Below are 25,723 nucleotides of genomic sequence, written 5' to 3'. Positions count from 1 at the left end.
TCAGGAGAGGCCGAGGAGGTCCAGTGGTCGGCGGAAGCTGTCGTAGGACATCTCGCGGAGTCCGGCCGCGATGTTCGTGTGGCCGGCGGCTCGCAGGGTGTTGATGGCGAAGCTGCGGAGGGTGGCCATGTTGTCCGGGCCGTGTCCGGTGCGGACTGTGGAGGCGTCCTCGGCGAAGGCGGTGTCGCGGACGAAGTGGAGACGGTTCTCGATGGTCCACTGAGAACGGGCGATCTTCGCGATGCGCTCAGGGGAGGCTTCGCGGCTGGTCAGGTCGGTGATGATGTAGACAGTTTCGCGGCTGCGTCTGCCGGTCTTGCGCTGGGTGCGGTGCTGGACGGTCTTCGCGACCTGGACCGCGTGGGGGAAGTCGACGCCGAGGTCGGTGATGGTCAGGGCCTGCACGACGCGCGTCTCCAGGCGGCCGTGTGCGGCGGTGCGGTCGTAGAACTTCGCGCTCGCCTTCTCCCAGGGCAGACCGGTAAGTTGGCGGTGCAGGTTCTTCTGGTTGCGCTTCACGGTGAAGGCGTAGTGCGCCTTCTTCGCCTCGACGAGGAACCGGGCGTGATCGCGCTGGCAGTGCAGGGCGTCCGCGGTGACCGTGATGCCGGTCAGGCCGTAGGGCGCCAGCAGGGCGTCGAAGCAGGTGATTTCGTTCGTCTTGCCGGGGACCCGCAGCTGGGTGACTGTGAGGCCGGCACCGGTGATCGCGGCCAGTAGGTGGGCGGCCGGGATCTCGCCGTGGCGCGAGCCGCGGGCGCTCTTGCCGTCCACCGCGAGGGTGTCGGCCCCGGCCGGGTCGTGACCGAGCAGGTCGGCCAGCCCGCCGGGGCAGGCGGCGTTCAGGATCCGGCGGATGGTCGCCGCACTTGGCGCGATGCGCACGTCAAAGACCGTCGTGGTGCGGGCGCCGAGCCGGGCCAGCGTGTCCTGCGGGGCGTTTTTGGCCCACTGGCCGATCGCGGCGAGGGAGCGCGCCCCGGTCAGCACCGCCGAGCAGGCCACCAGCAGCACGCTCACGAACGAGTGACGCCTGCCTCGCCGGTGCCGCGGATCGGCCAGGGTATGCAGCCGTTTCATCAGCGACCCGATCGCCCGGTGCTGACGGGTCGGCGACTTGGTCAAGCAGATGCTGGCAGACTGACGGCACATCGAAGCTCCGGGCGGTGCGGGCGACTTGATCGGTCACCGGCATCAACCGGAGCTTCGTTGCGTACGGACCGGCCCGACCACACATCGTCGTACCGTCGCGACCTGCACACTCACGTGATCACCAGGACTTTGAAACCGCCCTGGGTGGGCGCCGGGTTCCACGGCTCCGGTGGGCGATGCTCCTCGTAGAGATGGGAACGTGCTGGTCAGCCTGGGTCCGGAAGGGCTACGAGTCGCTGGATCGCCTCTGAGATCACTTCGGTCCAGGGCCAGTGGCGGGCGAACCTGAGGTGTCGGCGGCGGAGAGTAGGCGGAGTCGCAGGCGGCTGGGTTCCCAGAGCCGGGCGGTGCCGGTCAGGACAAGCATCGGCATCCAGGCCGACAGGCCCAGGGCGATCTGGATGATCTCCAGCCAGATCTGGTTCTGCGCGGCATCGTGCGGAGGCAGGTTGTGCAGGCGGTTGAGCGGGCGGCGCGGATGCGATCTTTCGGCGTGCCCGCTGGCGGTGCCGCAGCTCCAGCTCCGCGATCTTCTGGCCGGTGGTGTTGGTGGCGAAGCAGGTCAAGCGCAGCCCGTCGGCGTCGGTGAAGCGCAACTGGGCACCCGGTGCGGGCGTTCCTTGCGGACGATCAGTCGCATCCCCTTGGGCCGGCCCTCCAGATAGTCGCTGCCGGCGTCGAGTTCGGCGACCCAGGCGCCGTCGCGGACCTCGCCGTCCGGTTCGACAGCCGGTGTCCAGGCGGATGCGGGGATCTTCAAGACGGCCTGGTGGATGGCGTCGGTGATGGTCATGCCGACCGAGTAGGACAGGCACCGGCCGCGCTGGGCCAGCCAGGCCACGAACTCGTGAGTGCCGCCGCCGGAGTCGGTACGGATGAGTGTCCGCCGGCCACGTCGATGGCATGGGGGCAACTGGGCAAGGGCGAGTTGGGCGGCGTCGCGGTGGTCGGCGGCGGTGTTGCTGCCCAGGTTGCCGGCGGCGATCTGGTTCCCCGAGAGGGCCTTGGTGCGGTCGGGCGGTGCCGGCCGCCGCTCGGTGCCGATCGTCGGCCCGCTTTCGAGCCAGCCCTGGCGCCGCCACCAGCCGATCGCCTTGCACGCGATGGACAGCTCACGGTTGACGGTGTCGACGTCCATCTCGTCCGCCCGCGCCGCCGCCAACTCGGCCAACACCTCCGGCAATGCCGGGTCGTCGATCTCGGCGACGGGGAAGACGGGCGGCTTCGCGCCGCGGCGAGTGGGTCCGGCCGCGCGGGTCCGCCGACGAGCATCCACCCCCACGTCGTCAGCTAGTGCCGCGGCAGCCAATGTTCGCCCCGTCGCGACGCCTGGCACGCACTCTCGCCGCACCGGGCGAAAGCCCAAGTACATCCAGTACGAGGGCTTCCGCCCGGCACGCCGATAGCACGCACCAGACGCCGCTCCTTCTCGGGCAAACATTGCCTGCCACGGCACTAGCTCCGGTAGATCTGCGCGGAGGACTTCGCGATGCCCGCGCCGGTGAGGTACCGCTCGACCGCTGCAGCGTACGACGCCGGAGCGGCGGACAGAGGCACCACCCGGGCCCGCGGCAGCCGGAGCGCTCCCTCGCCCCCGAGTTCGGTCACTGGTTCGGTCGCCACGCCCGCCCCGCCCTCCCGCGCACTGCCGCAGTAAATGCGTACACCTCACCCCTGCGGCCGGAATCGTCCGCCGCAGGTCACGGTGATCAACGTAGAGGGCCTGCAGTAGATCCGGTATGTACTGCGGCAGCACTCCAAGGAAGTGAGCGCTACAGATTACAGCGATGACTACCGAGTGCTACTGGTCGAGTGGCGGCAGCTGTACGAGAACTGGGGCTCCTACCGCCTCGCCCACATCAAAGGCCTGGCGGCGCAGACCGCCGCTGGCTGAGCAGGGGGCGAGAGCCCCCTGGTCGTTCGCGTTCACCCATGGGCTTTGATGCCGTCCAGGGCCATGGTGAGCACCCGATCCTGCTGGGCCTCTTGGACGAAGTTCGCCCCACTGACGCCGTTGACCAGGAAGAGCACGTCGTCAAAGCTCACGTCAGCGCGGGCCTTGCCGGCGCCCTGGGCTCGTTCAAGAAGCGGCCGGCCGGCTGCGTGGATCATGTCGCGGCCGGTTACGAACATCTCCGCGCGGTGTGCGATGGCGTCGTAGATGGCCTTCTTGGTAGTCGCGTAGCTGACGAACTGGCGCAGCCAGCTCTCCAGGGCGTCCCACGGTTCGAGGCTGTCCAGCTCGACCGCCATGCGGGCAAGGGCTTCGACCTCGTCCAGGTAGACGGCCTCGAACAAGTGCTGCCGTGTGGGGAAGTTGCGGTAGAGCGTCGCGATGTTGACCCCTGCCCGCCGGGCGATCCCCTCCAGCGAGGCACCGGCGCCCTCGGCGGCGAACACCTCACGAGCGGCGTCAAGCAGGGCGTCGAAGTTGCGGCGTGCGTCGGCGCGCGTCGGCCGGCTCACGGTGAATCCGGATTCGGCTCGCCTGCCGGACTCGGTGGCAGCCATCACACATTCCTCCTCATCCGTTCAGCTTGCCAAGCGCAGGGGTACCTGCACTAAAGTCAAGGCATGCCTTCGATTATGCGCAGGCATGCCTTACCTTATCCGGAACCGGCAGGAGACCATGACTACCATCGGCTTCATCGGCAGCGGCAACATCGGCGGCACGCTCGCCCGCCTCGCAATCGACGCGGGTCACGACGTCGTCCTCAGCAACAGCCGCGGCCCTAAAACCCTGCAAGACCTGGTCACGCGACTCGGCCCGGGCGCCCGCGCGGGGACCCCTGTCGAGGCCGCGACCGCCGGCGACCTCGTCGTAGTGACTATTCCGGTCAGGGCCTATCGACAGGTCCCCACCGAACCCCTCCAGGGCAAGGTCGTCATCGACACCCTCAACTACGACCCCGCCCGCCAGGGCCGCGTCCCCGAGATAGACGCCGCCGACACCCCGGCCCACCTCCTGCTTCAGACGCACCTGACCGGCTCACACGTCGTCAAGGCGTTCAGCAACATCTTCTTCAAACACCTGGCCGCCCTGGGGCGCCCGACCGGCGCCTCCGACCGCAGCGCGCTGCCCATCGCCGGCGACGACGCCACCGCCAAGAAAGCAGTCGCCGCCCTGATCGATTCGCTCGGCTACGACACGTACGACGTGGGCCCTCTCGCCGAGAGTCGCCGGTTCGCGCCGGGCACGCCCGCCCAGCACGCCTATCTCGACCCGGCCGGCATGTTCGCCGCCCCCGGCCGCCCCGCGCCCCCGGCCGCCCCGCGTCCGCGGACGACCTCGCCAAGCTCCTCTCAGCGTAAGGAACGCCATGACCAGCACATACAGCTCTCCCCGGGTCCTCGGAACCACCGACAAGGAACGACAGCTCGTCGAAACCCTCTACCGGGCGATCGGCGGCGAGCCCGACCTCCTCGACGACGTGCTGTCGCCCGACTGGGAGGACATTCCCAGCATCCCCGACCAGCCGCCGGGCCCCGCGGGCATGAAGCCGCACATCGTGGCGTTCCACGAGGCCTTCGCCGACGCACACGTGATCGTCCATGACATCGTCGCCTCCTCGGGGCTTGTCGCCGTGCGCGGTGCCCTGGCCGGTACCCTCCGCAGCGAGTTCCTCGGCGTCCCCCCGAACGGCAAGTACGACGAGATCGCCATTCACGAGTTCCACGAGATCGACAACGGTCTCATTAGGCGGAGCTGGCACCTCGAAGACCTGCATGGATGGATGACTCGCATGAACGCCTAGCGACACTCACCGAGGGCAAGGGCGTGCCGGACCGGGCCGATCCCTGCCCTCGGTCATCCGTTGACGCGGTCCCGCGCCATTGACCAGGTTGTGCATCAGATGCCATTCATCGGCCACCTGTCGGGCCTGGGGAGCACCCACGCAAGCTCCGTCGCGGTAGGAGCCGGCACGGTTGCGGCAGACATCCCAAGTCGTTGAGTGTCAAGCGGTGCACGGCGAACTCATCGACACCGAGATGCGGAACCGGGCCGGATTGATGGACAGGCAGTGCGCGGATCAGGCGGAGCAGGGTGTCCTTGCCCGTGGCGATGGCCATCCGCCTGAACAGATGGGCTCCCGCACAGCCCGCCCAGGAACAGGGCGCCGTCCGTGAGTTGGGCGGTGAGAGCGTCCGTGCGGCGCGCGTGCCGCCGAGTCAGGGCCGGGATCTGCTCGGCGAACGGCCCATGGGAACAACGGTCGCTCCCGCACACCAGACGAGGTGCTCACAGATCGAGTCGTACCTGCCGGCCGGCGACAGGATGGGCCGCCAGACGGCGCTGGTAGTAGCAGTGCACCCGAGAGGATCTCAGCCCGCACTCCGGACAAGCGGCCGACACCGCCAGCGACCGCCCAACAAGACGGACCTTGGTGCCCTCGATTGCTCCCTGCTCGACCTGCACCCCGATACCCGGGAAAGGAATGTCGGCAACGCGTACCGCATCCATCACACCCAGGTGATGCCCACGCGTTCGCGGCCGCCGCACACCCCCAAATCAGCGACAGAGCCACACCGCATGGTCGCCTACGCCGAGTGACCGTTGATCTTCGCGAAGTAGCCGGCGTTGTTCGCGACGCTGCGGCCGCTGCCCTGGCAGGAGGCCACCGTCCAGTTCTACTAGCGCGGGAGCGGCCATGGGGGGCAAGAGACCCGCTCCGTGCACGCGCTGACCGTCACCGCCCTGGGTCTGAGGTTTCCGCACCTGGGCAGGCGGCACAGACCCACCGATGGCGCCGCTACATCAAGACGGGCAAGGTCTCGCGCCAGACCATCTACGCCATCACCAACATGACGGCGCGTGACACATCGCCGCAGCGCATCGGGCAACTCGCGCGCCGGAATGGCGAATCGAGGCCGTGCACGACGTGCGGGACGTGACGTCCGCCGAGGACGCGTCGAAGATCCGTACCGGGCACGGGCCGGAGAACATGGCAACGCTGCGAAACCCGACCATCAACACACTGCGGAACGCGGGGCACCGCAGCATCGCCGCCGGGCTACGTGAGGTCTTCTACACGGCTTTCACCCGCCCGTTGGAGCCGCTCGGCCTGGCCCGATCTGATCTGACCTGCACCGCAGCATGAACATCAGGACTTTGAATCAGCCCTGGCTACCGAGGGACAGCGATTCCCACTCCGTGGGCGAGCACGATCTGAACTGTTCGGACGTCAACGGGACTTGTGGAGCGCCCGGTGCCCGGAGACGGGCACGCCGGGTGCGGGAGGCGGTCCGGGGAAACCCACTGGTGGGAACACCAGCAGGGCGTCCCGGGCCGACCTCACAACCTCGTGCACGACCCGGCGACGCTGACCATGGCGTTCGCCCGGGTCGCGGGAAACCAGGGTGCCCGGACTCCCGGCGTCGATGGCCTGACGGTCGTCGAGGTCGAGGAGCGGATCGGGACGCCTGGGTTCCTGCATGACCTGCGGGCCGCTCTCAAGGATGGTTCGTTCCGGCCTTTTCCGGTGCGGGAACGCAAGATCCCGAAACCAGGTGGGTCGGGGAAAGTCCGCAGCCTCGGCATTAACGGCGGCAATCCACCCAATGCGCCCAAGGAGGCGTTGCTGGGAATGTGGCTCCTGCTTGGCGGCGCAGTTGTCACAGGTGGTGGTCTCCTTGCCCTGGGATGGCATATTCCTGGCATCGTGCAGCTGGTTGTCCTGGGAGTCGGCGCAGGGCTGCTCACCTCCCTCGCCGCAGGTGAATAGTGCACATCGGATATCCACCCCGACCCACCACTTACCCCAGCCGTCCGGTTCACCCGAACCGTCGTCGGTTCCGGGTGGGAACGGACGGGTCTGGAGATCCAGGAGCACCTTCGGGGACTGGTCCGGGGGCCTGCTTCAGAGTTCCCGTTCGAAGAAGCGCCAGTACTGTTGAAGATGCGATGGAATCTCGGTTCCCTCGTAAGGTGTGCGCTCTTGGAAACCCCGAGACGCATACATTCGTTGAGCGTCGGCCATGAAGCCACATGTGTCCAATCGGACAATTTTCGCATGGAAGGTTTCCCGTGCATGCTCGATAAGGCAGTCCAATAGCGTCGAACCTGCGTGGTGTCCCCGAACCTCTGGAGTAACGTACATACGTTTAATTTCCGCGACACCGGGAGCGATCGTCCGAATTGCGCCGACTCCCACCAGCTTTTTGTCGAGCTGCGCAACCAGCAGCAGGCCGGCAGGCAGCTCAAAGGCGGACAGTGAGCGGCCTATCGCATTGACATCGGTCGGCATTTCCTCAACGCCGTATAACGCATATAGGCGTTCGGCGGCCCATGTCAGATAGTCATGGATCAGCCCAGTGACCGCCGAAGCGTCGGCGGGTTGGAAGAGCCTTAGCCTTACCGGGGTTTGCTCGGCGTGCACAGAAATGATAACACCATCCATCTCGGTAGATTGTGCGATGAAAAGGCTCAATGGTGGTCATGTCGATCTGGACGAGGGAGCTGTGCCGGGTGCGGAAATCCGCGGGCGTTGGTTCCCGTACTACGCCTCCGTAGGCGTGCTGCCGCCGACCCGTCCTTGACGGCACAGGCCGCATCGCGTCAGACGGGGAAACGCGTCTTGATGCGGGAGGTGTTCGAGGTGTGGCTGTGTGCCCGCATCAGCTCCTCGGCCTTGCCCCCGTTGCCGGCGGCGATGGCCTCGAAAATGGCGCGGTGCTGCCGGTAACGCTCGTCGACGACCTCCCAGTGCCCACTGCGCACCTGCGACAGAGCGCTGTCACGCCGCCCCTCCGGGCCGAAGGCATCCACGGTGCGCAGCATCTGAATGAGGGTCGCGTTGCCGCTGGCCTGGTCCACGAGCGTATGGAAGTGCGACATGAGACTTTGGATCTTCAGCACCAGATCCCGCTCGCTGTCGGTCCCGGGGGCCTCGTCGCGCAGCTCGCCGCGCAAGGCGTCCGCCTCGTCCAGGCGGGCGGACATTTCGCTACGCTGGGCCGCCGTCGACTTCTCGGCGGCCAGCCGGGCGGACAGGGCCCGGAGCACATCCTCGATCATGGTGAACTCGCGGAGCTCCTCCTCGCCGAACTGCGTGATGCGGACGGACCGGGGGCCCGTCCGCTCCACCAGTCGGTCCTGGTCCAGGCGTCGCAGCGCCTCGCGGACGGGAGTGGCGCTGATGTTGAGGGACTCGGCCAGGCCTCGCTCCGTGACCTTTTCCCCGCGCTTCAGCACGCCGGTGACGATGGCTTCACGGATGGCGGAGTACGCCTGATCGCCGAGAGTCGTCGGTGAGGAGAGTTGAGGAAGCCGACTCATGGCAACATGGTATTTGCTACAGCTTGTGGAATCAATCTTCGGGGGTGGCTCCCCTGGCCCGATGCCGAGCGGCTTCACGACGGGTGCTCACTTCGGCCGCCGCGGCCGGCCACCACGCCTGCCGAGCCGATGCGCCGGCGGGCCGCCGCGAAGCTGACGGCGTCGCTGGAGGACCGTCAAGAAACGCTCAGGTTCGCCGTGGGCAGGCCGTCAAGTCCGCCCGGAAGTATCAGTGGGTGTTCTGTGGGTCTTCGTCTGATTTCAGCTTGAGTCGGTCTCTGGGGTGGCAGGTGCCGACTGGGTGAAGGTGAACAGGCCGGGCTCGGTGAGGATGCCGCGGTTGATCAGGCGTTTCAGCTTGGCGCGCATGCCTTCGGTGTGCCGCGGCTCGGTGCCGAGGGCGCGACAGACGTCCCTGGCGCGCAGCCCGTCCCCGTTCTGCTCGAAGAGGGCCAGGGTCTCGCGGTAGCCCGGCGGCAGCGGCTCGGGCGGTGGGGCGCCGTCCTCGGTGGCCAGTTCCAGCACGGTCTCGCGGGTGGTCTCCAGCCGTTCCAAGGTGCGCTCTGCGGCGGCGAGTTGCCCGGTGAGCTTGGCGATCTGCTCACGCAGCCGTTCGGCGGTCTCACGCAGGTCCCGCATGCTCCTGCTCGGGTGAGGAGTGGTGACGGCCAGGGCGTCGGCGGTCTGGCAGGCGGCCGACCGGCCGAGAAGGTAGCCCACGACTGCGCTGACTGCGGCGACGAGGTAGAGGCTCACGTCCACGCCCCGTTCTGCCGCACGCTGGCGGCACGCGGCGTGCAGAGGCGGCACGGCTTGGCCTTGCGGCAGCCAGCAGATGCGGCTCCTGGGTCCAGCGGCGGACTTTCACAGCGCGTGGGTGGACGCCGCTCTCCACGATGTAGTCGCGGGTGAACTCGGTGTCCTTCCTGGAGAACAGGCCGATCTCGCTGACGCCGCCGATCGGCAGCGCGACGAGGTAGCGCAGCTTCCCGCTGCGGTAGAACTGCGCGGAGTTGACGGCCTACCGGTTGGACGTCGTGGTGCCGAGGCTGTTGAGGAGAACCTCGTCGATGACGACGCCCCACTGCTCGGGCGCGGGTGGTGTCCCGGTGATGTCGAGGGCGAGCTGCGTAGTCACGGCCTCTGCGCTCCGTCCTGCCGCACCCCGGTGGCTCCTGGTCCAGTGCAGGGGCATCGGCTCTCCTCGCTGACTGCGCTGACGTTGAGGATCGCGCCGCATGGCCCGTTACCGTCGCAGACGAAGTGTCCGCAGGCCGGGCAACTGGTCCGCGTGTCAACAGCCTTGAAGACGGCAACAGCTTCTGAGCCATGCCCGAAGCCCCAGGGGTGTCACCGGTCCTACGAATGACCGGCTGAGACCCGCGCCTAAAAGGTAGGACAGCTTCTACCTCGCCCGCCAGGTCTACAAGATCATCCGAGCGAGCGTGGCTGTCGGCGCTCCTGCCTCAAGAACTGCAATCGCAGCTTGACAAAGGTAGGGGCATCGAGCAGGCCGCCCTGAAGTGCGTCTACATGGCCATCATGTCGCTCGACCCCACCGGCAGGGGCCAAGCCCGCTGGACCATGCACTGAACGCCTTCGACATCACCTTCGACGGCCGACTCTCGGCAGCCCGCCAGTAACCAACAACCCCAGTTACACCGCTCGTTTGACAGGCCCGAGGGGGCCACCATGGTGCGGTCCGCTGTCCGGATACCGTCGAGCAGGACACGGCCGACGGCGAACGAGGCGTAGTCGTCCGCGATCGTCAGCGCGACGATGCGGTTCTCCTCGGCCCCCGACACAGAGGCGAACACGGTCCGGTCGTCGTTGAACGTGGAGGACGCGACGATTCCGAGCAACCCTCCCTCGGAGGACACATCGACGTCGGGCACGACACCCACAAGGGTCGCGTCACCTCCGCGAGCTGGCACTCTCAGGATCTCACCCGTGATCCTCTCGGAGACGAGTGCGGATCCGTCGGGAAGGAAACGTCAGTCCCCATGGAGCCTCAAGTCCGGTGGTGAGGACGGTCGTTCTCCCTGGGGTTGCGAACGATGTGGCCGCCGGAGCTCACCCGTGCGCCCCGGCCGTGGCGACGGGGTAGAGTCCGGCGCCGCGCACCCGGCCAGCGTGATGACGGCGAGCAGCGCCGCCGTGGCGGGTGCGCACCTCACTCGGGGTTCACGCCTCCCCCGGTTCATCGCTTCAACTCCAGAACCTCCTCGAAGCCGAGGCGGCGGACGAACGCCTCACGAGTGAGGTCGCTGAACGCCATCACATGGTCGACGCCGGCACGCGCGGCATCCACGACGGAGCGGAACGGTTTGCAGCCCTCGGGAAGCGTCAGGATTCTGGCAACCTCGTCGGCGACACTCTGCGGGTCGGCCGGGCGCTCCGGGTCGAAAAGTCCATCATGCGCTTCGTTGGTACGCGCCACCAGCGCGTCCAAGTCAGCGTACGCAGCAGTCACCTGAGCGTCACTGGCCCGACTCGCCCCGGAGAAATGGTTCGTACCGTGCGGGATGGCACCCGGCATGACGATCGAGGTCTCGATCCCGAACTGCGACACTTCGTAGGAGGTGACCACGGCCAGGGCGTCGAAGGCGGCTTTCGACGCCACGTACGGGCCGAGGAAGGGTGGTGTCGTGACGAGGATCGTGCTGCCCACGTACACGAGAGTTCCAGAGCGACGTCCTCGCAGATGTGGGAGGGCCGCTCGGTTGACGCGGTGAGCACCCACGGCGTTCACGTCGAGAAGACGAGTGAGGTCGTCCTCGGTGAATGCCTCGGTGTACCCCACGAAGAGGTGTCCGGCGTTGTGCACGACGACATCGAGGTGTCCGGCCTCGTCGATGACTCGCTGCACTGCCGCATCCGCCGAAGCCTGCGAGGTCACGTCGAGTCCGGCGATACGCAGGGTTCCGGGCCGCGAGGCGGCGAACTCCCCCAGCTGGGACGCAGCGGTGGCGTCGCGTCCCTCCGCATCGCGCATCGTCGCGTACACGGTGTGGCCTTGCGAGAGCAGGGTTTCGGCTGTCGCGCGTCCGATGCCCGTGGAGGTTCCGGTGATCAGTACGGTGCTCATCAAGGGCGTGTCCCCGCTCACGCGGCACCGCCGTTGACGTACAGCACCTGACCGTTCACCCACCGGGCGGGGCCGGCGAGATACGACACCATCCCGGCGATGTCCTTCGGTGTGCCCAGTCGTTCCATTGGGTTGGCCGCGGCGATGCCGTCGATCTGCTGCTGGCTCTTCCCCTCGAAGAACAGCGGCGTAGCGGTGGGGCCGGGGGAGACGGCGTTGACCGTGATGTCCCGTCCGCGCAGCTCGCGGGCGAGGATGAGGGTGATCGCCTCGACCGCCCCCTTGGACGCGGCGTACGCGCCGTATCCGGGGATCTGCAGGCGGGTGACAGAGGTGGAGAAGTTCACAATCGCGCCGCCACTGCGCAGGCGCTGCGCCGCGAGCTGGTCGACGACGAATGTGCCACGGACGTTCGTGCGCTGCACCCGGTCGAAGGTTTCCATGTCGAGCTGGGCGATCGGAGACAGCGGCATGATGCCGGCGGTGTGGACGAGCACGTCGATGCCGCCGAACTCCCTCTCTGCGGCATCGAACAGCCGAACCATGTCCTGTTCGTCGGCGACGTCGCCGCCCACGGCGACTGCCCTGCCTCCCGCGGCGAGGATTTCACTCACCGTCTCCTCAGCACGCTCCCTGTTGCCGGAATAGTGAACGACGACCCCCAGCCCGTCCGCCGCGAGACGCTCAGCGCAGGCCCTGCCGATGCCCCCCGACCCACCGGTGACGATAGCTACACGATCCACCTTGCTGCTCATGACCTCTCCTCACGATACGATGTGAACGGCTCGTTCATAAGTGAGCGTAACACCGTAATGAACGAACCGTCCATAAAAGGAGTGGCGATGAGTGCCGAACCGAGCCCGCGAAGAGGCCGCGGCCGCCGCCCGGCCGCCGAAGTCCGATCCGAGGTCCTCGCCGTGGCGGGTCACCTGCTGCTCACGGAGGGGATCCACGCCGTCACCTTCGAACGGATCGCCAGGGAGTCCGGCGCGAGCAAGACCACCCTTTACAAGTGGTGGCCGTCCTCGGGCGCGCTGGCCGCCGAAGCCTTCTTCACCCGGAGTGAACCGCAACTGGAGTTCCCCGACACGGGCGACCTCCGCGCCGACCTCATAGCCCAGCTGACCTCGTTCGTCGCGCTGCTCACGGACGGGGGAGCCGGAAAGCCGATCTCCGAACTCATCGGGGCGGCGCAGACGGATCGCGATCTGGCCGAAGCATGGTCACGCACCTATGCTCTTCCACGGCGTGAGCTGGCACGCGAACGGCTGCAGGCCGCGCAACGCAGTGGCCAGCTCGGCGCCGACGCGGATCTCGACATCATCATCGACCAGCTCTGGGGCGCCTGCTACCACCGGTTGCTGGTTCTTCGGATTCCGCTCAAGGGCCTGGACGTCGAACGGCTCGTGACATCCGCCCTCCGGGGCGCGCAGTAGAAGGAGAGCGGCGTGCTCCGACATTACAGACAGACGAATTGGGTGCAGATCTTCTGAGGGTGCGTACAAGACCGGCGTGACCTGCGCAGTCATACATCCGTCTGTCCTGTGGGGCGCCTCGCGCAGGCGGCGTCCGTGCTGGTCGGCGCGACTCGTCACCACAGCTCGGATGTTCCAGTGCCGAAATAACAGGGCGCGAGCCCCGGGGAGTTAGCGTTTTCGCAGGTCATGCAAGGGATTTTTCATCTGTGTTGATTGCCGTGTAGCGGCCCGTGCGGACTCTCTTGATCATTCCTCTCTCGGTCCAGCGAGCGAGTTGTCGATAGGTGGCGACGAGAGTGACGTCGCCAAGGAGCTCGGCCTCTCAGCAGGACAGCAAGGCTGCACCCGCCCCTGACCTGGTGGGCCGGGACTTCACCGCTGATGAGCCGGGGGGCCGTGCCGGTGTTCTCCCGGACGGTCGTCGTGGGCAGTGCGGGCTCCGGCGATGAGGGTGGCAGGAGAGTGATCGTCATCGAGGTCACGACCTTGCTGCCGTCGGGACCCGGCCTCCTGCACCCCGGCCGGGCCGTGGGCGGGCAGTTCACCTGACGTTGGTCGGTGTTGGTGGCGTTCTGCCAGGCCGAGAGTTCGGTGTTGAGGATGTCGAGGTCGCTGATCCGGCGGTCGAGGCATTGCCGGGTCAGCGCGGAGAGTTCGATCTCGGCGATGTTGAGCCATGACCCGTGCTTCGGCGTGTGGTGGATCTCGAGGCGTTGGGCCAGGGCGAATGCCTCTTGTGGTTCGAATGCCTCGCACAACGAGGCGATGCCATGGGTGTTGAGGTTGTCCATCACCAGCACCACGGCCTCAGCGTCGGGGTAGTCCACGCTCAGCAACTGCCTGACCTGGCCGGCCCAGTCGGTCCGGGTCCGCCGGGACAGTGCCTGAACTCGGCGCCATCCGCGAAGGGGTTCTACCCACACGAAGATCGAGGACCTGCCGCAGCGGATGTACTCGCTGTCCTGGCAGGCGTCGTGACCAGGGCGGGCCGGGAGCGGGTCGCGGGTATCGGCGAGGAGCTGGTAGGGCTTCTCGTCCATGCACACCACCGGACGTGCCGGGTCGTAGGGCCAGGCGTAGACGGCCAGCACGTCTTCCATCCGGGCCGCGAACTCCGCGTTCGCCCGTGGTGGGATGGTCCAGCACTTTCTCAGGTGTGGACGCAGTTCCGTTTTTTTAAGACCCGCCCGATGGTGGAGTGGTCCAGATCGGGGATGTCCTCGGCCAGCGCGACGTGCTTCTCCAGAAGCCGCAGCGACCACCGGGTATGGCCCTGGGGTGGCTGCGAGCACGCCATCGCGATCAGCCGGGCTTCGACCTCGCCCGTCACCGGCGAGGGAACCGGTGGGAGGTCACGCCTCTTCCGCGTGATCGTGGCGTGCACATCGCCACCGGTCTCGGCGAAACGCTTGGCAACCAGCCGTAACGTCTCACCGGAGACGCCGAGCCGGGCCGCGATCACCTCCTTGGAATCCACGTCACCCACCGAGACATCAAGTGCAAGCAGCACCCGCGCACGCATGATCATCGAGGCCCCACGAACACCCGTCGTGGTCACCCGGACCAACTCCTCACGATCCTGCGCGGTCAGCCTGACCGGCCGCTTCTTCTGTGAACCCACGACGACAGTCCTGTCTGGCAAAAGGGAAGGAACCCACCAGACACCAGCCTCCCAACCAGACATGCCATAACTAAGCAGCGACACGCTACTAGTCCCAGGGCTCGACCAAGTTGTGGCGATAGGCGTAGCCGACGGCCTGGGCGCGGCTGGCTACACCGATCTTGGTGAAGATCCGGTTGATGTGCGTCTTCACCGTGGCCGGGCTGACGACGAGCCGGGCACAGATCTCCGCGTTGGACAGGCCCCGGGCGATGAGGGTGAGTACCTGGGTCTCGCGCGGGGTCAGAACGTCGGAAGGCGCGGGAGTTTGCGGCGTGTGGGCCAGTTTTCGCTGCGCGGCGGGCGGTGCGACCTCGCTGGTCTGCACGGCCGCGACCAGGCGGGCCTGTACCTCAGGATCAAGCCAGATACGGCCTTCGTGGACGCTGCGGATGGCGTCCTCGATCGCGTCGTCGTCGGCATCCTTGGTGAGATAGCCCCGCGCTCCCGCCTGCAGTGCCGGGAAGACGGAGTCGTCGTCGGCGTAGGTGGTCAGCACGAGTACCTTACAGCCGGGTACCTGCTCACGCAGTGTCGCAGTGGCCGCGACACCGTTGAGGACCGGCATGTTCAGGTCCATCAGTACTACGTCCGGGGCCTGCTGTCCGGCGAGCAGCACCGCTTCCGCACCGTCCCGGGCTGCGCCAACCACCTCGATGCCGTCCAGCATGTCGATCAGCAAGACCAGGCCCTTGCGTACGATCTGCTGATCATCCGCGACCAGTACTTTGATCTTCTCGCCGTCAGATGCCGTTTCTCCGGGCTCCGTCACGCGGATATCTCCATCCGTACTTCCCATCCGTGCGCTGTCGGCCCCGCGTGCATGGTGCCACCGACCCCGGTCACGCGTTCGCGCATGCCGGTCAGCCCCAGGCCGGAGCCTTCGACCAGTGCCGCCCGGACCGGTCCCGGCCCGGTCCGGCGGTCTTCGACGGTCAGGATTGTGGCACTGGGCTCATAGACGAGCGTCACCGTGGCCTGCGCGTCGCGTGCGTAGCGGACCGTATTGGTCAACGCCTCCTGCACACCGCGGTACAGGGCTTCACCAACGTCGGGCTGCAGCTCCCGGTGCGGCCCGATCACGGACAGTGTCACGTCGAGCTCCAGGTCCACCCGATAGCGTTTGACCAGTTCGGGCAGCCGCTCAAGAGAGGGCACGCGCTCGCCGCGCAGCGCCCGCACAGCCCGGCGCGCATCGGCCACACCCTCCTTGACCAGCTCACCGGCCCGCTCCAGCAGCCCCCGCAGATCCCCGCTCGCCTGGTCGCGCCGGGCCATCCGCCGGGCGGCCTGTATCTGCACGGCCAGTCCGGACAGGGTATGGGCGAGCACATCGTGCAGATCCTGGGCGATACGGGTGCGTTCGGCCAGCGCCGCCGCCTCGGTCTCCGCCTCCCGGGCGTCCTCGAGCTGGGCCAGCAGCACGGTGACGGCCACCTCGTTGATGATCGACTGCCGCACCACGATGCCCACGACGGCCAGGAGGACTCCGAACAGGACCTGATGCAGGAAGTTGTCGGTACCGCCGTCCAACCCGGCGGCCGCCGCGCCGGTCAGACAGCCCATAACGACGACCGCGAGCACTGTGGCCGCCCGTCGCTCCAGGATGAGGAAGGCCATCAGGACCACGACGGACGGTGGCAGGGTGGACATCGAGCCGGGCTGCAGGATGCCCAGAGCAAACCCGAAGCCGTCCACCAGCACGCAGAACACCAGGCAGCGGGCAGGGCGACCGGTGAGGGGCCACAGGTTCGACGCGACCGCGGCCATGGGCAGCAGACAGCCGACGAGCACCAGGGTGACTGCCAGGTGCCTGCCTCTGACGCCGGGGGCGGGGGAAGCGTGCAGGGACTGGACGGCGATGGCGGCCATGACCCCCCACAACACGGGCTGCATACGCCGGCCCCTGCCTTCGCGTCGCTCCCGGGCACTGGCAAGAGCCACGGCCAGCCGTGGACTGACCTGGCCCGTCGGCTGAAGTGTGTCCGTCACTTCTGAAGAATAGATGCACGCTGCGCCGCTGATCGCAAAGCCCGGCCCGGGCCCGCGAACGCGGAACCCGGGCCAGGGGCGGAATGTGTTGCGAGCGGCGGTCTGCTGGGTGCCACGCTTCAGGCCACGGCGGGGGCGGCAAGGGGGGAGGTAAGCCGGTAGGCCCGGACGCGCACCACCACCAGACGGCACACCACCTGAGTGACGGCCATCAGCAGCAGCGCGGCGGTCCAGGCGGCGGTGCCGGTGATCAGGTTGTCGCGGCTGAACTGCGCAATGGTGTGAGCGCCGCTGTGCTCAGCCCAGTACACGAAGGCCGAGCGCGCGCCCATGCCCAGCACCCACAGAAGGGCGGCCAGCCACCCAGCTTTGGAGTACGCGGCGCCGTCCTCGGTCAGGCTGACGCGGGTGGCCAGTCCACTGGCCAGTCCGAGCACTATGCCCAACGTGACGCCGAAGAGGTCCAGCTGGACGTCGTGGCCCTCGGTCGGGAAGGAATGAAGGTAGTGCGCGGCCGCGGCGCTGACGGACACCAGCGGCAGCAGGAGCGTGCGGGGCGTCAGACGGCCGCCGCGCATCTGCGGAATCACCAGAAGGATCAGGGCGGCGGAGATGAGGTAGTCAGTCGTCGTCATGGGGAAGAGCTTGCCGCCCGCGGCGCCGCACGGCCTCGGCCCGCGGGTTGACTCCTGGTTTGATACCTGGCGTCAACCCACGGGTTGACGCACGAGACCGCCCGGCTTAGGTCAGTCCGTGGCCGAGCGGGTAGAGCTCGCGGGCCGGGTCGTCCGCCCGTGGCATCGGGTGTGGGTTCTCGCTGTTTCTCAGGCGCACGAGATTGGTCACCACTTTGTTGGCTCAGATCCCTGCCCCCGACGAGGGTCTCCAAGCGGTCCAGGGCGACTACGGCGAGGTTGGCCAGGCTGCGCTTGTCGTGGGCCCACACACCCTCGACCGGGTTCAGGTCGGGCGAGTAGGCGGGCAGCAGGAACACCGTCAGCCATTCCCGTGCGTCGATCAACTCTCGCATCGTTCGGGAGACATGGGTGTTGAGCCGATCCCAGACCAACACGACCGGTGCCTTGATGAGCTGGTGAGTACCGTCGAGCAGAGCGATGAAGTCGCGCTCGCTCATACTGCGGCGCTTGCCCTTGCCCGCGGGGTGGGCGATCAGCCGGTGGCACAGCCGGGTCCGTGCGCCGGGCCGCATCGCAATCAGCCCGGCCACCGACAGCCGCCCCGAGCGGCGTCCACTCACCGTCACGACCGGGGTGTGTCCGCGTCGCCCCCAGGTGCGGCCCCGGAGCGGTCGGCGGGTGAAGCCTGCTTCGTCCTCGAAGCAGATGTAGCCCCCGCAGGCCGCCCGGGCCCTTTTACCTCCGCCCAGGTCGCCTCCTTCCACACCTTTACCGACTCCTCGTCACGCTCGGCGACCCGCCGTACGGGGACCTGAGGGGAGAACCCGAGCCGGTGCATCAGCCGGGTGGCGCCTGAGACGCTGTAGGAGACGTGGAACTTCCGGCCGATCAGATTGGCCACCCGCGCAGCGGTCCACACCTGGTCCTCCACCCAGCCGTGCACGGCCGGTCCCTCCTCCAGATACGCGGCGAGCTTCTCCAGACAGCGTGGCGACAGACGGCACCGTGATCCGCTCGGCCCGCGCGAAACCAGGGCGCGATCCCGCCGCTTCGCCACAACTGGTGCCACTGGTAGGCCGACTTCGGGCTCACTCGCAGGCGCTGAGTGACCTCCAGCGGCTTGATCTTCTGCTCGAACAGCCCGGCCGCCTGCCACCGTACGGCCTCCCGACGCTGCCGCCCCGCAGCCGTCAGCCCGCCCCCATCCGGATATCTCACACAGCACGAAATACAGCCTGCACCCCTGGCCCATCAGGCACATCGACAAAGATCACCCTGCCGAGCCGAAGTCAGTAACGATTACCGAAGGGCTTTGCCGAGACCTCACGCAACCGTTCGGACGCGCTTTGCACCATGATTCACGATTCGCTAATCAGATAACAGATGTCAACTACCCGGTGAATTCCGTGCACATGGGGAAGCGCTGGGATCACATCCACTGGTGAATTCCGCCCCAACCCGGGCGGATCGCTCACGGAGCGAGGTCGAGCACCCGGACGCCGGCCCCGTCCCAGGCCTTGGGCTGGACGGTGGCGACGCGTGCCCCATCCAGGCGCTCGGGGCCGGGCATGGCCACATGGTGGGTGTGGCACCAGCCCAGAGACCGCTCGTGGCCCGAGGCGGCCAAGACCGCGGCGAGATCGAGCGGATGAAAAACCACCTGGTCGAGCATGCCGAGGTGGCCGGCGAGTCCGGTGCGTACCCGGTCCGCTTCGGCGAGTGTGGCCAGCGCGACGTGGACGCGCCAGGCCCCGGTCTCGGCGGCCTGGTACAGAAGGCGGGAGGCCAGGGCGTTGCCCGAGCCCAGAGCGAGCAGCGCGCTGTCGTCGAGGACTACATCGACAGGGGCGACAGGGTTCACGCGGCGCTGCCGAGCCGACGCGTGAGCTCATCGTCCGCTGCGCGGTCCTGCTCGGGATCCGGGGCGTAGCCGGAGAGCGCGTGCAGGACTTCGAGGGTCTTCGCGACCTGCTCGTCCCGCTCGCTCTGCGTGAGGGTGTGGGTGGCGAATTCGCCGACGAGCCCCGCGATCGTTGTGTCCTTCTCGGCGGCCAGGATCGCCAGCCGGTCCCGGACACTGCTCTCGACCTTGATCGTTGTGTGTGCCATGCCTGACAGAATACATCGGGTATACCCGCCCGGGGAGGCGATTGAGGTAGCTGCTTGCGCCTCCCTCGGCCAGGGGCCGAGGGACGGTCGGTAGGTGTGATTTCGCAAGCGAGAACTCCTCATGGCTGCCGTACAGCGCGGCGAAGTCGACGTCATCATCGTCTACACGCTCTGGCGGAACCGGCGCGAACGGGCCGAGGGAATCGAGATTCTCCGCAAGCACGAGGTGTCCGTGCTGTGCGTCAGGGGCCCCGAGTTGGACCTCACGACGGCCGCTGGCCGCCTCCTCGCCGGCCTCCTCGGCGAGGTCGAGCAGATGCCGGAGCGGGAGCAGCGGGAGACGCCCCAGCGCGTCGAGCGCGGCCTGCCGCCGACCGGGCCGCGCTGCTTCGGATACACCGCAGACGGCGCGGAGCTCGTCGAAGACGAAGCCGCCGAGGTCAGGGACTGCTTTCACGCGCTGCTCGCCGGAGCGACCCTCTCCGGCATGGCCGCCGACCTCAACGAGCGGGGCATCCTCAACCGCAACGGCAGCTGCAGCTTGGCCCGCGCTTCGAGCACGGCGGGACTCACTGAGGAACTCGGTGTCTTCCAGACGGCCCGACTGCCCCGGCACCAGGGACACCGTCATGTTGACCGAATTCAGGTCAACCGTGAGGGTAACGGGCGCAGTCACCAGGTGCCTGCGCACCCGAGCTGAAGCGCGCTCGGCCCCCATCTGTAAGAGCCCTACCGCCAGGACGACCTCGAACGTGTCACCGTCCTGCTGGACCTTCTTGGCCATCCGGTACAGCTGCTGACGCAGAAGGCGCTGCGGTTCGGCCGCCAGCTCCTCCTGCGCCCACCGCTTCCATCGTCCGGCCCAGGCTTCGTAAACCTTGCGGACCTCCGACGTGCCGATGTCCAACGCCTTCGGGGTTTCTCCCTGGTCAGCGGGGGCTTCGGCCTGATCGTCATCGATCAGCGTGTCGTCAATCAGCTCGGGAGGCTCGGTAGCAGCGGTAGCTGCGGCCTCGACCGACACGCGGCCGTCCAGGATGGCAGGCAACCGAGGTGGTTCAAGAGGCGGACGGTGCTTGACCACCATGATCTGGGAGTCGGCGTCCCGGGAACGGCGGACGAGCCCCTCGGGCAGCTCCGCGAAACCACACCACCTCTGAATACTTGGCACAGTTCCTGACGGGCCGGTAGGCACCTCGCACCAGCTCCTGCAGACAGTCGACCAACACACGAGTGTCGCGAATGGCCTTGGGATCACTGCCATCGCGTACCGCCGGGCGGGCCATCACATCCCCCAAACGCCTGCCACCGTGGCAAGCCTTCCAGAGTCCATGACCGCCACAAGTCAGGCAATGCGGCAGACCTCAGCCGGGGCCGTTTCCAGACAGAGCGGCGTCCACGTAGGCGCGCACGATGCTGGCAGCCTCGGCCACGGTCACCTCCCTCGTCCACGTTGCCATCCAGGCGTGGGCATCGCAGTGCAGGGCGATGCGGTGCACCCCGCGTACGTACTCGGTGCGGTAGGTGTGTAGCCGGTGCCGGCAACTACGACCGTGCCGCTCGACCTCCTCCAGGTGGCCGAGGGCGACGTCGAGGTGGAAGCGTCTCGGAAGAGTGTGCCCTTCGCGGCATCCCAGCAGGTGCTGGGCACTGCCGTTGCGACGGAGGAAGGGCACGACCTTGCCCTCGAAGGTGTTACAGCTCGGGCCGACCGGTCCTTCTCCGAACTACCGGTGCGATACGTCTCGTTGGGGCCAGATCGCACCGGTTCAGTCCGTCGAGAACGCTTCGGCTCCTGATGGAGCGGCGAGAAGTACAAGTTGCGTGCGGACCAGGCCGGGATGCTGACCAAAGCATTCGTGATGCGGAATGCTTTGGCCATGAGCGAAGAATCCGAGCGGCTAGCGCAAGCTCTCATCGAGTTCCGGGAAGCCGAGGGCATCTCCGTGAGGGAGCTCGCATATCGCATCCAGTTGAGCCAGGCGACCATCAAGCTCCACGAGAGTGATCGCGGACGCCCACCCGTCCCCTTCGCGGCCCGCCGTTTCGAGGAGGTACTCGGCTGGTCACCGGGCAGCATCCCGACCGATTCGCACGAGACGACGGATCTTGAGCTTCCGCCGGACTCCGGCGCTGCTACTGGATAGCGAATCCGATCAAATATGGAGCATCAAATGAGGATGCCGACTGCTGACGGAAGATTCGGCCAGACTTTCACTATTCCGAATGTTCTTAGCATGGCACGTCTTGCCGGTGTCCCAATATTCCTCTGGCTGATCCTACGGTCTGAATTTGGCGGTCCGGGGCATGATGCCTGGGCCTTGATCATTCTGGCTTTCAGTGGCGTCTCGGACTATCTGGATGGAAAGCTGGCGCCTCGCTGGAATCAAGTCTCCAGCTTGGGGCGGATTCTCGACCCTGCTGCAGACCGCCTGTACGTCGCCTCGACCCTGGTCGGTCTCACCTGGCGAGGAATCCTGCCTCTCTGGCTGAGCGCTCTACTTGTTTCCCGTGAGCTGCTCCTTGGAGTGGCGGTGATCGTCCTGCGGCGATATGACTATCCTCCACTACAGGTAAATTTCTTAGGCAAAGCGGCCACCTTTAATCTTATGTTCGCCTTCCCTCTGCTCTTGCTTGGCAACGGGAACATCGAACACTGGGATTGGGCGTCAGTTCTGGGCTGGGCCTTCGCGGGATGGGGCACAGCTCTGTACTGGTGGACCGGCGGGCTTTATATGATTCAAGTCCGGCGAATCATTCAAGGGAGCACACCCTGCGGGCCAGGGCTCCGATGAACTGCCCAACCTGCTGGACCGGCTGCGCCGCCTGCCCAACCCGCGCCGCCTGAAGGGCCGGCGCCACCCGCTGCCGTACGTCCTGGCCCTGGCCGCCTGCGCCGTCCTGGCCGGAGCGAAGTCCCTCACCGCCATCGCCGAGTGGGCCGCCGATGCCCCTGACCAGCTCCTCCTTCCCTGCGGGGCCACGCTGCGCGATCCGGACCGGCCCTGCCGGGCGCCCAGCGAGGCGACCATGCGCCGGGTACTGCAGCGCATCGACGGCGACGCGCTCGACGCGACGATCGGCGGCTGGCTCGCCGCTCGTGCGGACGCCTCCCGTGCCGCCGACGAGGACGAGCACCCGCCGCCCCGCCCGGTGCGGGCGGCCATCGCGGTGGACGGCAAATCCCTGCGCGGCGCCATCCGCACCGACGGCCGCTGCATCCATCTGCTGTCCGCGCTGCGCGGCGACGGCATCGTGCTCGCCCAGCGCGAGGTCGACGCCAAGAGCAATGAGATCACCGCGTTCCGGCCGCTGCTCGAGCCGCTGGACCTGACCGGTGCGGTGGTGACCTTCGATGCACTGCTGACCCAGATCGACCACGCGAAGTTCCTGGTCGAGGAGAAGGGCGCGCGCTACATCGCCGTACTCAAGGGCAACCACCCAACCCTGCACGCGCTGGTGAAGGATCTTCCCTAGAAGGAGGTGCCGCTGATGGACCGCACCCGCACCGCAGCCCACGGCCGCGACGAGATCCGTCGGCTGAAGGCCGTCACCGTGCCGCGGCTGCTGTTCCCGCACGCCGGCCAGGCGCTGCAGATCGTCCGCCGACGGCGCACGGTGCGCACCGGGAAGGTGTCACTCGAACGCGTCTACGCGGTCACCAGCCTGACAGCTCACCAGGCGGCAGCCGCTGACCTGGCGGAACGCGTGCGCGGGCACTGGGCCATTGAGAATCGTGAGCACCATGTCAGGGATGTGACGTTCGGGGAGGATGCCTCGCGGGTGCGGACCGGCAGCGCACCGCGGGCGATGGCCTCCCTTCGGAACCTGGCCATCGGCGCACTCCGCCTGGCGGGGCGGGACAACATCGCCGAGGGCCTGCGCCATCACGGGCGGAACATGACCCGGCCGCTGGCGACCCTCGGACTCACGTGAACATTCCCGGCCGATCGCGAGAACGACGGAGCCCTGGGCCAACCCCGTGGAGCCCGCCGCCTTCGACGAGGTGATCGACTTCCCCGCCCGCAAGACCCGCGAGCGCAAGCGGATGCGCTCCTGCTCCTGCTCGGTGAAGTCGCCGACGCTCAGGCGCATTACTTCTTCAAGGTCGACCAGGTTGTCCTGAAGCTTCTTCAGATTCTGGTTCACGCCGCGCTGGACCGTGTCGAACTCCTTGCCGGCCGCACCAGCAGCCACATCCGGCGCAGCACTTCCCGTGGCAGGCCATGGAGGAGCGACGCCAAAAACGCCCGCTCGCTCGCATGGAACCGGACCTGCTGCCCGTTCAGCTGCCGTTCCAGAACGCCGATCAGGTGGCGCAAGGCCAGGATCTCGACATCTTTCTCCCGGCCGCTCATCGGCAGCAGTCGCAGCATCGCGAACGCGTTCGTCACACCCAGGTACGCCAGTCTCAGCAGCACGACCGATCATCATGCCGCGCCAACCGGCGCCGCGCGACACCGGCGACTCGATCGGCCTCGGCCAACACCCAAACCCGATCCCACCTGCGTGGATGAGGAATTCGGCAAGGGCAACGCCACCGGCCGCCGCCACGACGCACTTTCTCGGGAACTCCGACGGAGGGACCCAACGCTGACGTGCACAAGCTGAGGAAAAGAGAGGCCGGCCAAGAAGGCAGCCCCCTTCCTTAAAGCTGGAGGGGGCTGCTTTTGCCGACAGCGCTCAGCAATACACTTGCACTTCCGTGACCACATTGCCGCCGTTCAGGGTCCGCTCACTCCATGCCGGGACCAAATCCCACGTCCAGTCCTGATACCACACCCTGAAGCTGTTGCCGTGGGCCTTGACATAGTTGAAAACGCCGTTGATAGGGTTATTTCCACAGTGGTCCATATTCCAGACTTGTCCGGAAATGGAGTATACGCAGGCCCGCCCGTCATCGCACTTGTAGTTCAAGTACTGGGGATGGACGGCGGCAGCTGAAGCAGTGCTGGAGCCGCCGATGAGCGTGCCAGCTCCAAGGGCGAGAGCCACAGCTGTACGGGTCACGTGCTTTTTGAGCAACTGCATCCAGAAGTCTCCCTGCCTGGGGCCCCACTGTGACGCCAGTTCGAGCAGACGGCCGTGAGGACCTGTCACTCGGTCGACCGATGCAACTCACTGTGGTCGACCTCTTTGCGTCACACCGCAAGCGCCGCCCGTGGATACCAGCCATCCTTTCGAGCACCATCGAAACGTGCTACCGGAGTGGCGTCACTGAACCGCTCCGGGTCCGATGGAGTCTGCGGACTGTCCCGAGTTGGGTGGAGTCGAGTTGCTTGGTTTCAGTGCCTGTTGTCGTATCGAGCGGCCGTGCCCCTGCCGGAAAAGTCATCCGTCCTGGTGGGAGCTGGTGTACGGGGGTCTCGAGCACGGACGCTCGGATGGGTGCTCTGGGCGGCTGGGGATCACCTGGACATGATGGCCAGTCATGCTGCTGCGACTGGCCTACCTGGGCGTGACGAACGCGTTCGCGATGCTGCGCCTGCTGCCGATAAGCGACCACGGCAAGGACGTGGAGATCCTGGCGCTGCGTCATCAGCTTATGGTGCTGGAACGCCAACTCGGTGAAGACAGGGTGCGGTTCACTCCGGGTGATCGGGTGTTCCTGGCGGCGCTGCTGCACCGGCTCCCGCGCAACGTGCTGCGCCGGGTACGGCTGCTGGTGCGTCCGGATACCGTGCTTCGCTGGCACCGTGATCTTCTCGCGCGCCGCCACGCGGCCCGTTCCCTGTCGAAGCGTCCGGGTCGGCCGTGCACGGTGCGCTCCGTCCGCGTGCTCGTGCTGCGCCTGGCCCGCGAGAACCCGACCTGGGGCTATCGGCGCATCCACGGTGAGCTGCTCGTCCTGGGCGTGAAAGTGGCGGCGTCCACGGTCTGGGAGATCCTCAAGGACGCCGGGACCGGCCCGGCACCCGAACGCGCCGTAACGACCTGGGCCGGCTTCCTGCGCTCCCAGGCCGATGCCCTGCTGGCGTGTGACTTCTTGGAGACCATCACTCTGTCCGGGACGCGGCTGTACGTGTTCGCGGTGATCGGGCATGCCAGCCGACGCATCCGCGTCCTGGGCGCGACGGCGCACCCGACCGCCTCCTGGGTGGCGCAGGCCGCCAGGAATCTCGTCATGGATCTCCAGGACGCCGGCTGCCGGGCCCGCTACGTGATCCGGGACCGGGACGGGAAGTTCCCCGAACTGTTCGACCAGGTGCTCAAGGACGCGGGTATCCAGGTCGTGCTCAGCCTCGATCCACCGCGCGGTAGTTGGTCTGTGGATGACGAAATGAGAAGAGGTGCCCGCTGACCTGGGATGATGGGAGTTCCTACGCCCTC

26 protein-coding genes and 8 pseudogenes are annotated in these 25,723 nt (G+C 67.1%); 12 read left to right on the top strand and 22 right to left on the bottom strand.

The annotated features are described in order from the left end of the window. The 3 genes and pseudogenes from M2271_RS41075 to M2271_RS41065 all read right to left on the bottom strand — a co-directional run bounded on the left by M2271_RS41075 (position 1) and on the right by M2271_RS41065 (position 2,775). The gene (locus M2271_RS41075; RefSeq protein ID WP_280892577.1) at positions 1–1,020 is read right to left on the bottom strand and encodes an ISAs1 family transposase; all 1,020 of its coding nucleotides are present in this window, start codon (positions 1,018–1,020) and stop codon (positions 1–3) included. A 338-nt stretch (positions 1,021–1,358) separates the two neighbouring features. Continuing rightward, positions 1,359–2,128: pseudogene (locus M2271_RS41070) on the bottom strand (transposase); the annotation flags it as partial. Positions 2,129–2,607: 479 nt separating this feature from the next. Next, the gene (locus M2271_RS41065) at positions 2,608–2,775 is read right to left on the bottom strand and encodes a hypothetical protein (protein ID WP_280892576.1); all 168 of its coding nucleotides are present in this window, start codon (positions 2,773–2,775) and stop codon (positions 2,608–2,610) included. A 142-nt stretch (positions 2,776–2,917) separates the two neighbouring features. On the opposite strand from M2271_RS41065, the gene M2271_RS41060 reads away from it, so the two are divergent. Continuing rightward, complete coding sequence (locus M2271_RS41060; RefSeq protein WP_280892575.1) at positions 2,918–3,046, top strand: hypothetical protein; 129 nt, start codon at positions 2,918–2,920, stop codon at positions 3,044–3,046. A 32-nt stretch (positions 3,047–3,078) separates the two neighbouring features. Here M2271_RS41060 and M2271_RS41055 read toward each other — a convergent pair whose 3' ends face one another. Continuing rightward, on the bottom strand, positions 3,079–3,663 hold the full coding sequence (locus M2271_RS41055; protein WP_280892574.1) for a TetR family transcriptional regulator: 585 nt from the start codon (positions 3,661–3,663) through the stop codon (positions 3,079–3,081). A gap of 85 nt (positions 3,664–3,748) precedes the next feature. On the opposite strand from M2271_RS41055, the pseudogene M2271_RS41050 reads away from it, so the two are divergent. From M2271_RS41050 to M2271_RS41035, 4 genes and pseudogenes are all read left to right on the top strand, one after another. Next, positions 3,749–4,009 (top strand): annotated as a pseudogene (locus tag M2271_RS41050) (NAD(P)-binding domain-containing protein); the annotation flags it as partial. Between the two features lie 463 nt (positions 4,010–4,472). Beyond that, on the top strand, positions 4,473–4,907 hold the full coding sequence (locus M2271_RS41045; protein WP_280892573.1) for an ester cyclase: 435 nt from the start codon (positions 4,473–4,475) through the stop codon (positions 4,905–4,907). 1,116 nt (positions 4,908–6,023) lie between these two features. Then, complete coding sequence (locus M2271_RS41040) at positions 6,024–6,251, top strand: hypothetical protein (RefSeq protein WP_280892572.1); 228 nt, start codon at positions 6,024–6,026, stop codon at positions 6,249–6,251. A 204-nt stretch (positions 6,252–6,455) separates the two neighbouring features. Then, complete coding sequence (locus tag M2271_RS41035; RefSeq protein ID WP_280892571.1) at positions 6,456–6,875, top strand: hypothetical protein; 420 nt, start codon at positions 6,456–6,458, stop codon at positions 6,873–6,875. A gap of 135 nt (positions 6,876–7,010) precedes the next feature. Here M2271_RS41035 and M2271_RS41030 read toward each other — a convergent pair whose 3' ends face one another. The 3 genes from M2271_RS41030 to M2271_RS41020 form a co-directional block, all read right to left on the bottom strand. Continuing rightward, positions 7,011–7,550, bottom strand: coding sequence for a GNAT family N-acetyltransferase (locus M2271_RS41030; RefSeq protein ID WP_280892570.1), 540 nt, complete (start codon positions 7,548–7,550; stop codon positions 7,011–7,013). Positions 7,551–7,708: 158 nt separating this feature from the next. Next, on the bottom strand, positions 7,709–8,428 hold the full coding sequence (locus tag M2271_RS41025; RefSeq protein ID WP_280892569.1) for a GntR family transcriptional regulator: 720 nt from the start codon (positions 8,426–8,428) through the stop codon (positions 7,709–7,711). Positions 8,429–8,689: 261 nt separating this feature from the next. Next, positions 8,690–9,184 carry a hypothetical protein gene (locus tag M2271_RS41020; protein ID WP_280892568.1) on the bottom strand — a complete coding sequence of 165 codons (495 nt, stop codon included), beginning with the start codon at positions 9,182–9,184 and terminating at the stop codon, positions 8,690–8,692. 750 nt (positions 9,185–9,934) lie between these two features. Between M2271_RS41020 and M2271_RS41015 the strand changes: the two are divergent. Beyond that, positions 9,935–10,071 (top strand): annotated as a pseudogene (locus M2271_RS41015) (IS256 family transposase); the annotation flags it as partial. Between the two features lie 189 nt (positions 10,072–10,260). Here the strand turns inward: M2271_RS41015 and M2271_RS41010 are convergent. From M2271_RS41010 to M2271_RS41000, 3 genes and pseudogenes are all read right to left on the bottom strand, one after another. Further along, a pseudogene (locus M2271_RS41010) lies at positions 10,261–10,362 on the bottom strand (hypothetical protein); the annotation flags it as partial. Positions 10,363–10,628: 266 nt separating this feature from the next. Beyond that, positions 10,629–11,516 carry an SDR family oxidoreductase gene (locus tag M2271_RS41005; protein WP_280892567.1) on the bottom strand — a complete coding sequence of 296 codons (888 nt, stop codon included), beginning with the start codon at positions 11,514–11,516 and terminating at the stop codon, positions 10,629–10,631. Positions 11,517–11,533: 17 nt separating this feature from the next. Beyond that, positions 11,534–12,271, bottom strand: a complete 738-nt coding sequence (locus tag M2271_RS41000) for an SDR family oxidoreductase (RefSeq protein WP_280892566.1) — start codon at positions 12,269–12,271, stop codon at positions 11,534–11,536. 87 nt (positions 12,272–12,358) lie between these two features. On the opposite strand from M2271_RS41000, the gene M2271_RS40995 reads away from it, so the two are divergent. Beyond that, positions 12,359–12,952: a TetR/AcrR family transcriptional regulator gene (locus M2271_RS40995; RefSeq protein WP_280892565.1), complete on the top strand. Its 594-nt coding sequence runs from the start codon at positions 12,359–12,361 to the stop codon at positions 12,950–12,952. Between the two features lie 242 nt (positions 12,953–13,194). Here M2271_RS40995 and M2271_RS40990 read toward each other — a convergent pair whose 3' ends face one another. The 9 genes and pseudogenes from M2271_RS40990 to M2271_RS40950 all read right to left on the bottom strand — a co-directional run bounded on the left by M2271_RS40990 (position 13,195) and on the right by M2271_RS40950 (position 19,393). Continuing rightward, entirely contained in the window at positions 13,195–14,256 is a 1,062-nt protein-coding gene (locus tag M2271_RS40990) for an IS630 family transposase (protein WP_280892564.1), read from the bottom strand. Beyond that, a complete protein-coding gene (locus M2271_RS40985; RefSeq protein ID WP_280892563.1) occupies positions 14,145–14,615 on the bottom strand; it encodes a helix-turn-helix domain-containing protein in 471 nt (156 codons plus the stop codon). Before M2271_RS40985 ends, M2271_RS40990 begins: the two co-directional genes overlap by 112 nt. A gap of 88 nt (positions 14,616–14,703) precedes the next feature. Continuing rightward, positions 14,704–15,426 (bottom strand): response regulator transcription factor, encoded by a 723-nt coding sequence (locus M2271_RS40980; RefSeq protein ID WP_280892562.1) that lies wholly within the window; start codon positions 15,424–15,426, stop codon positions 14,704–14,706. After that, entirely contained in the window at positions 15,423–16,550 is a 1,128-nt protein-coding gene (locus M2271_RS40975) for a histidine kinase (RefSeq protein WP_280892561.1), read from the bottom strand. Before M2271_RS40975 ends, M2271_RS40980 begins: the two co-directional genes overlap by 4 nt. Positions 16,551–16,765: 215 nt before the next feature. Then, a complete protein-coding gene (locus M2271_RS40970; RefSeq protein ID WP_280892560.1) occupies positions 16,766–17,281 on the bottom strand; it encodes a hypothetical protein in 516 nt (171 codons plus the stop codon). A 239-nt stretch (positions 17,282–17,520) separates the two neighbouring features. Then, positions 17,521–17,991 (bottom strand): annotated as a pseudogene (locus M2271_RS40965) (transposase); the annotation flags it as partial. Beyond that, positions 17,907–18,478: pseudogene (locus M2271_RS40960) on the bottom strand (winged helix-turn-helix domain-containing protein). The pseudogenes M2271_RS40960 and M2271_RS40965, both read right to left, overlap by 85 nt. 277 nt (positions 18,479–18,755) lie before the next feature. Further along, positions 18,756–19,145, bottom strand: coding sequence for a hypothetical protein (locus tag M2271_RS40955; RefSeq protein ID WP_280892559.1), 390 nt, complete (start codon positions 19,143–19,145; stop codon positions 18,756–18,758). Continuing rightward, positions 19,142–19,393 (bottom strand): hypothetical protein, encoded by a 252-nt coding sequence (locus M2271_RS40950; protein ID WP_103545038.1) that lies wholly within the window; start codon positions 19,391–19,393, stop codon positions 19,142–19,144. Before M2271_RS40950 ends, M2271_RS40955 begins: the two co-directional genes overlap by 4 nt. 121 nt (positions 19,394–19,514) lie before the next feature. Here M2271_RS40950 and M2271_RS40945 point away from each other — a divergent pair, with 121 nt between their 5' ends. Beyond that, positions 19,515–20,093 (top strand): recombinase family protein, encoded by a 579-nt coding sequence (locus M2271_RS40945; protein WP_280892558.1) that lies wholly within the window; start codon positions 19,515–19,517, stop codon positions 20,091–20,093. A gap of 664 nt (positions 20,094–20,757) precedes the next feature. On the opposite strand, the gene M2271_RS40940 is transcribed toward M2271_RS40945, so the two are convergent. Further along, positions 20,758–21,069, bottom strand: a complete 312-nt coding sequence (locus M2271_RS40940) for a hypothetical protein (RefSeq protein ID WP_280892557.1) — start codon at positions 21,067–21,069, stop codon at positions 20,758–20,760. Positions 21,070–21,273: 204 nt separating this feature from the next. On the opposite strand from M2271_RS40940, the gene M2271_RS40935 reads away from it, so the two are divergent. The 3 genes and pseudogenes from M2271_RS40935 (at position 21,274) to M2271_RS40925 (ending at position 23,329) form a co-directional block, all read left to right on the top strand. Further along, positions 21,274–21,540 (top strand): helix-turn-helix transcriptional regulator, encoded by a 267-nt coding sequence (locus tag M2271_RS40935; protein ID WP_280892556.1) that lies wholly within the window; start codon positions 21,274–21,276, stop codon positions 21,538–21,540. A gap of 27 nt (positions 21,541–21,567) precedes the next feature. Next, complete coding sequence (locus M2271_RS40930) at positions 21,568–22,188, top strand: CDP-alcohol phosphatidyltransferase family protein (protein ID WP_280892555.1); 621 nt, start codon at positions 21,568–21,570, stop codon at positions 22,186–22,188. A 1-nt stretch (position 22,189) separates the two neighbouring features. Beyond that, a pseudogene (locus tag M2271_RS40925) lies at positions 22,190–23,329 on the top strand (ISAs1 family transposase). Between the two features lie 209 nt (positions 23,330–23,538). Here the strand turns inward: M2271_RS40925 and M2271_RS40920 are convergent. Then, the gene (locus tag M2271_RS40920; protein WP_280892554.1) at positions 23,539–23,814 is read right to left on the bottom strand and encodes a hypothetical protein; all 276 of its coding nucleotides are present in this window, start codon (positions 23,812–23,814) and stop codon (positions 23,539–23,541) included. A gap of 262 nt (positions 23,815–24,076) precedes the next feature. Continuing rightward, complete coding sequence (locus tag M2271_RS40915) at positions 24,077–24,424, bottom strand: hypothetical protein (RefSeq protein WP_280892553.1); 348 nt, start codon at positions 24,422–24,424, stop codon at positions 24,077–24,079. A gap of 400 nt (positions 24,425–24,824) precedes the next feature. Between M2271_RS40915 and M2271_RS40910 the strand changes: the two are divergent. Beyond that, a pseudogene (locus M2271_RS40910) lies at positions 24,825–25,634 on the top strand (integrase); the annotation flags it as partial. Positions 25,635–25,723: the final 89 nt, after the last annotated feature.

It is taken from the genome of Streptomyces sp. LBL (assembly GCF_029893585.1).
GTDB lineage: Bacteria > Actinomycetota > Actinomycetes > Streptomycetales > Streptomycetaceae > Streptomyces.
This window is presented reverse-complemented; position numbering and strand designations above follow the sequence as displayed.

Bases quoted from the DNA above. Each gene is read 5' to 3' on its own strand.
- M2271_RS41045 (WP_280892573.1), top strand. From the start codon at position 4,473: ATGACCAGCACATACAGCTCTCCCCGGGTCCTCGGAACCACCGACAAG.
- M2271_RS40950 (WP_103545038.1), bottom strand. From the start codon at position 19,393: ATGGCACACACAACGATCAAGGTCGAGAGCAGTGTCCGGGACCGGCTG.
- M2271_RS40975 (WP_280892561.1), bottom strand. From the start codon at position 16,550: ATGCAGCCCGTGTTGTGGGGGGTCATGGCCGCCATCGCCGTCCAGTCC.
- M2271_RS40995 (WP_280892565.1), top strand. From the start codon at position 12,359: ATGAGTGCCGAACCGAGCCCGCGAAGAGGCCGCGGCCGCCGCCCGGCC.
- M2271_RS41005 (WP_280892567.1), bottom strand. From the start codon at position 11,516: ATGAGCACCGTACTGATCACCGGAACCTCCACGGGCATCGGACGCGCG.
- M2271_RS40915 (WP_280892553.1), bottom strand. From the start codon at position 24,424: ATGCAGTTGCTCAAAAAGCACGTGACCCGTACAGCTGTGGCTCTCGCC.
- M2271_RS40970 (WP_280892560.1), bottom strand. From the start codon at position 17,281: ATGACGACGACTGACTACCTCATCTCCGCCGCCCTGATCCTTCTGGTG.
- M2271_RS40945 (WP_280892558.1), top strand. From the start codon at position 19,515: ATGGCTGCCGTACAGCGCGGCGAAGTCGACGTCATCATCGTCTACACG.
- M2271_RS40930 (WP_280892555.1), top strand. From the start codon at position 21,568: ATGAGGATGCCGACTGCTGACGGAAGATTCGGCCAGACTTTCACTATT.
- M2271_RS41055 (WP_280892574.1), bottom strand. From the start codon at position 3,663: ATGGCTGCCACCGAGTCCGGCAGGCGAGCCGAATCCGGATTCACCGTG.
- M2271_RS41000 (WP_280892566.1), bottom strand. From the start codon at position 12,271: ATGAGCAGCAAGGTGGATCGTGTAGCTATCGTCACCGGTGGGTCGGGG.
- M2271_RS41030 (WP_280892570.1), bottom strand. From the start codon at position 7,550: ATGGATGGTGTTATCATTTCTGTGCACGCCGAGCAAACCCCGGTAAGG.
- M2271_RS40935 (WP_280892556.1), top strand. From the start codon at position 21,274: ATGAGCGAAGAATCCGAGCGGCTAGCGCAAGCTCTCATCGAGTTCCGG.
- M2271_RS41025 (WP_280892569.1), bottom strand. From the start codon at position 8,428: ATGAGTCGGCTTCCTCAACTCTCCTCACCGACGACTCTCGGCGATCAG.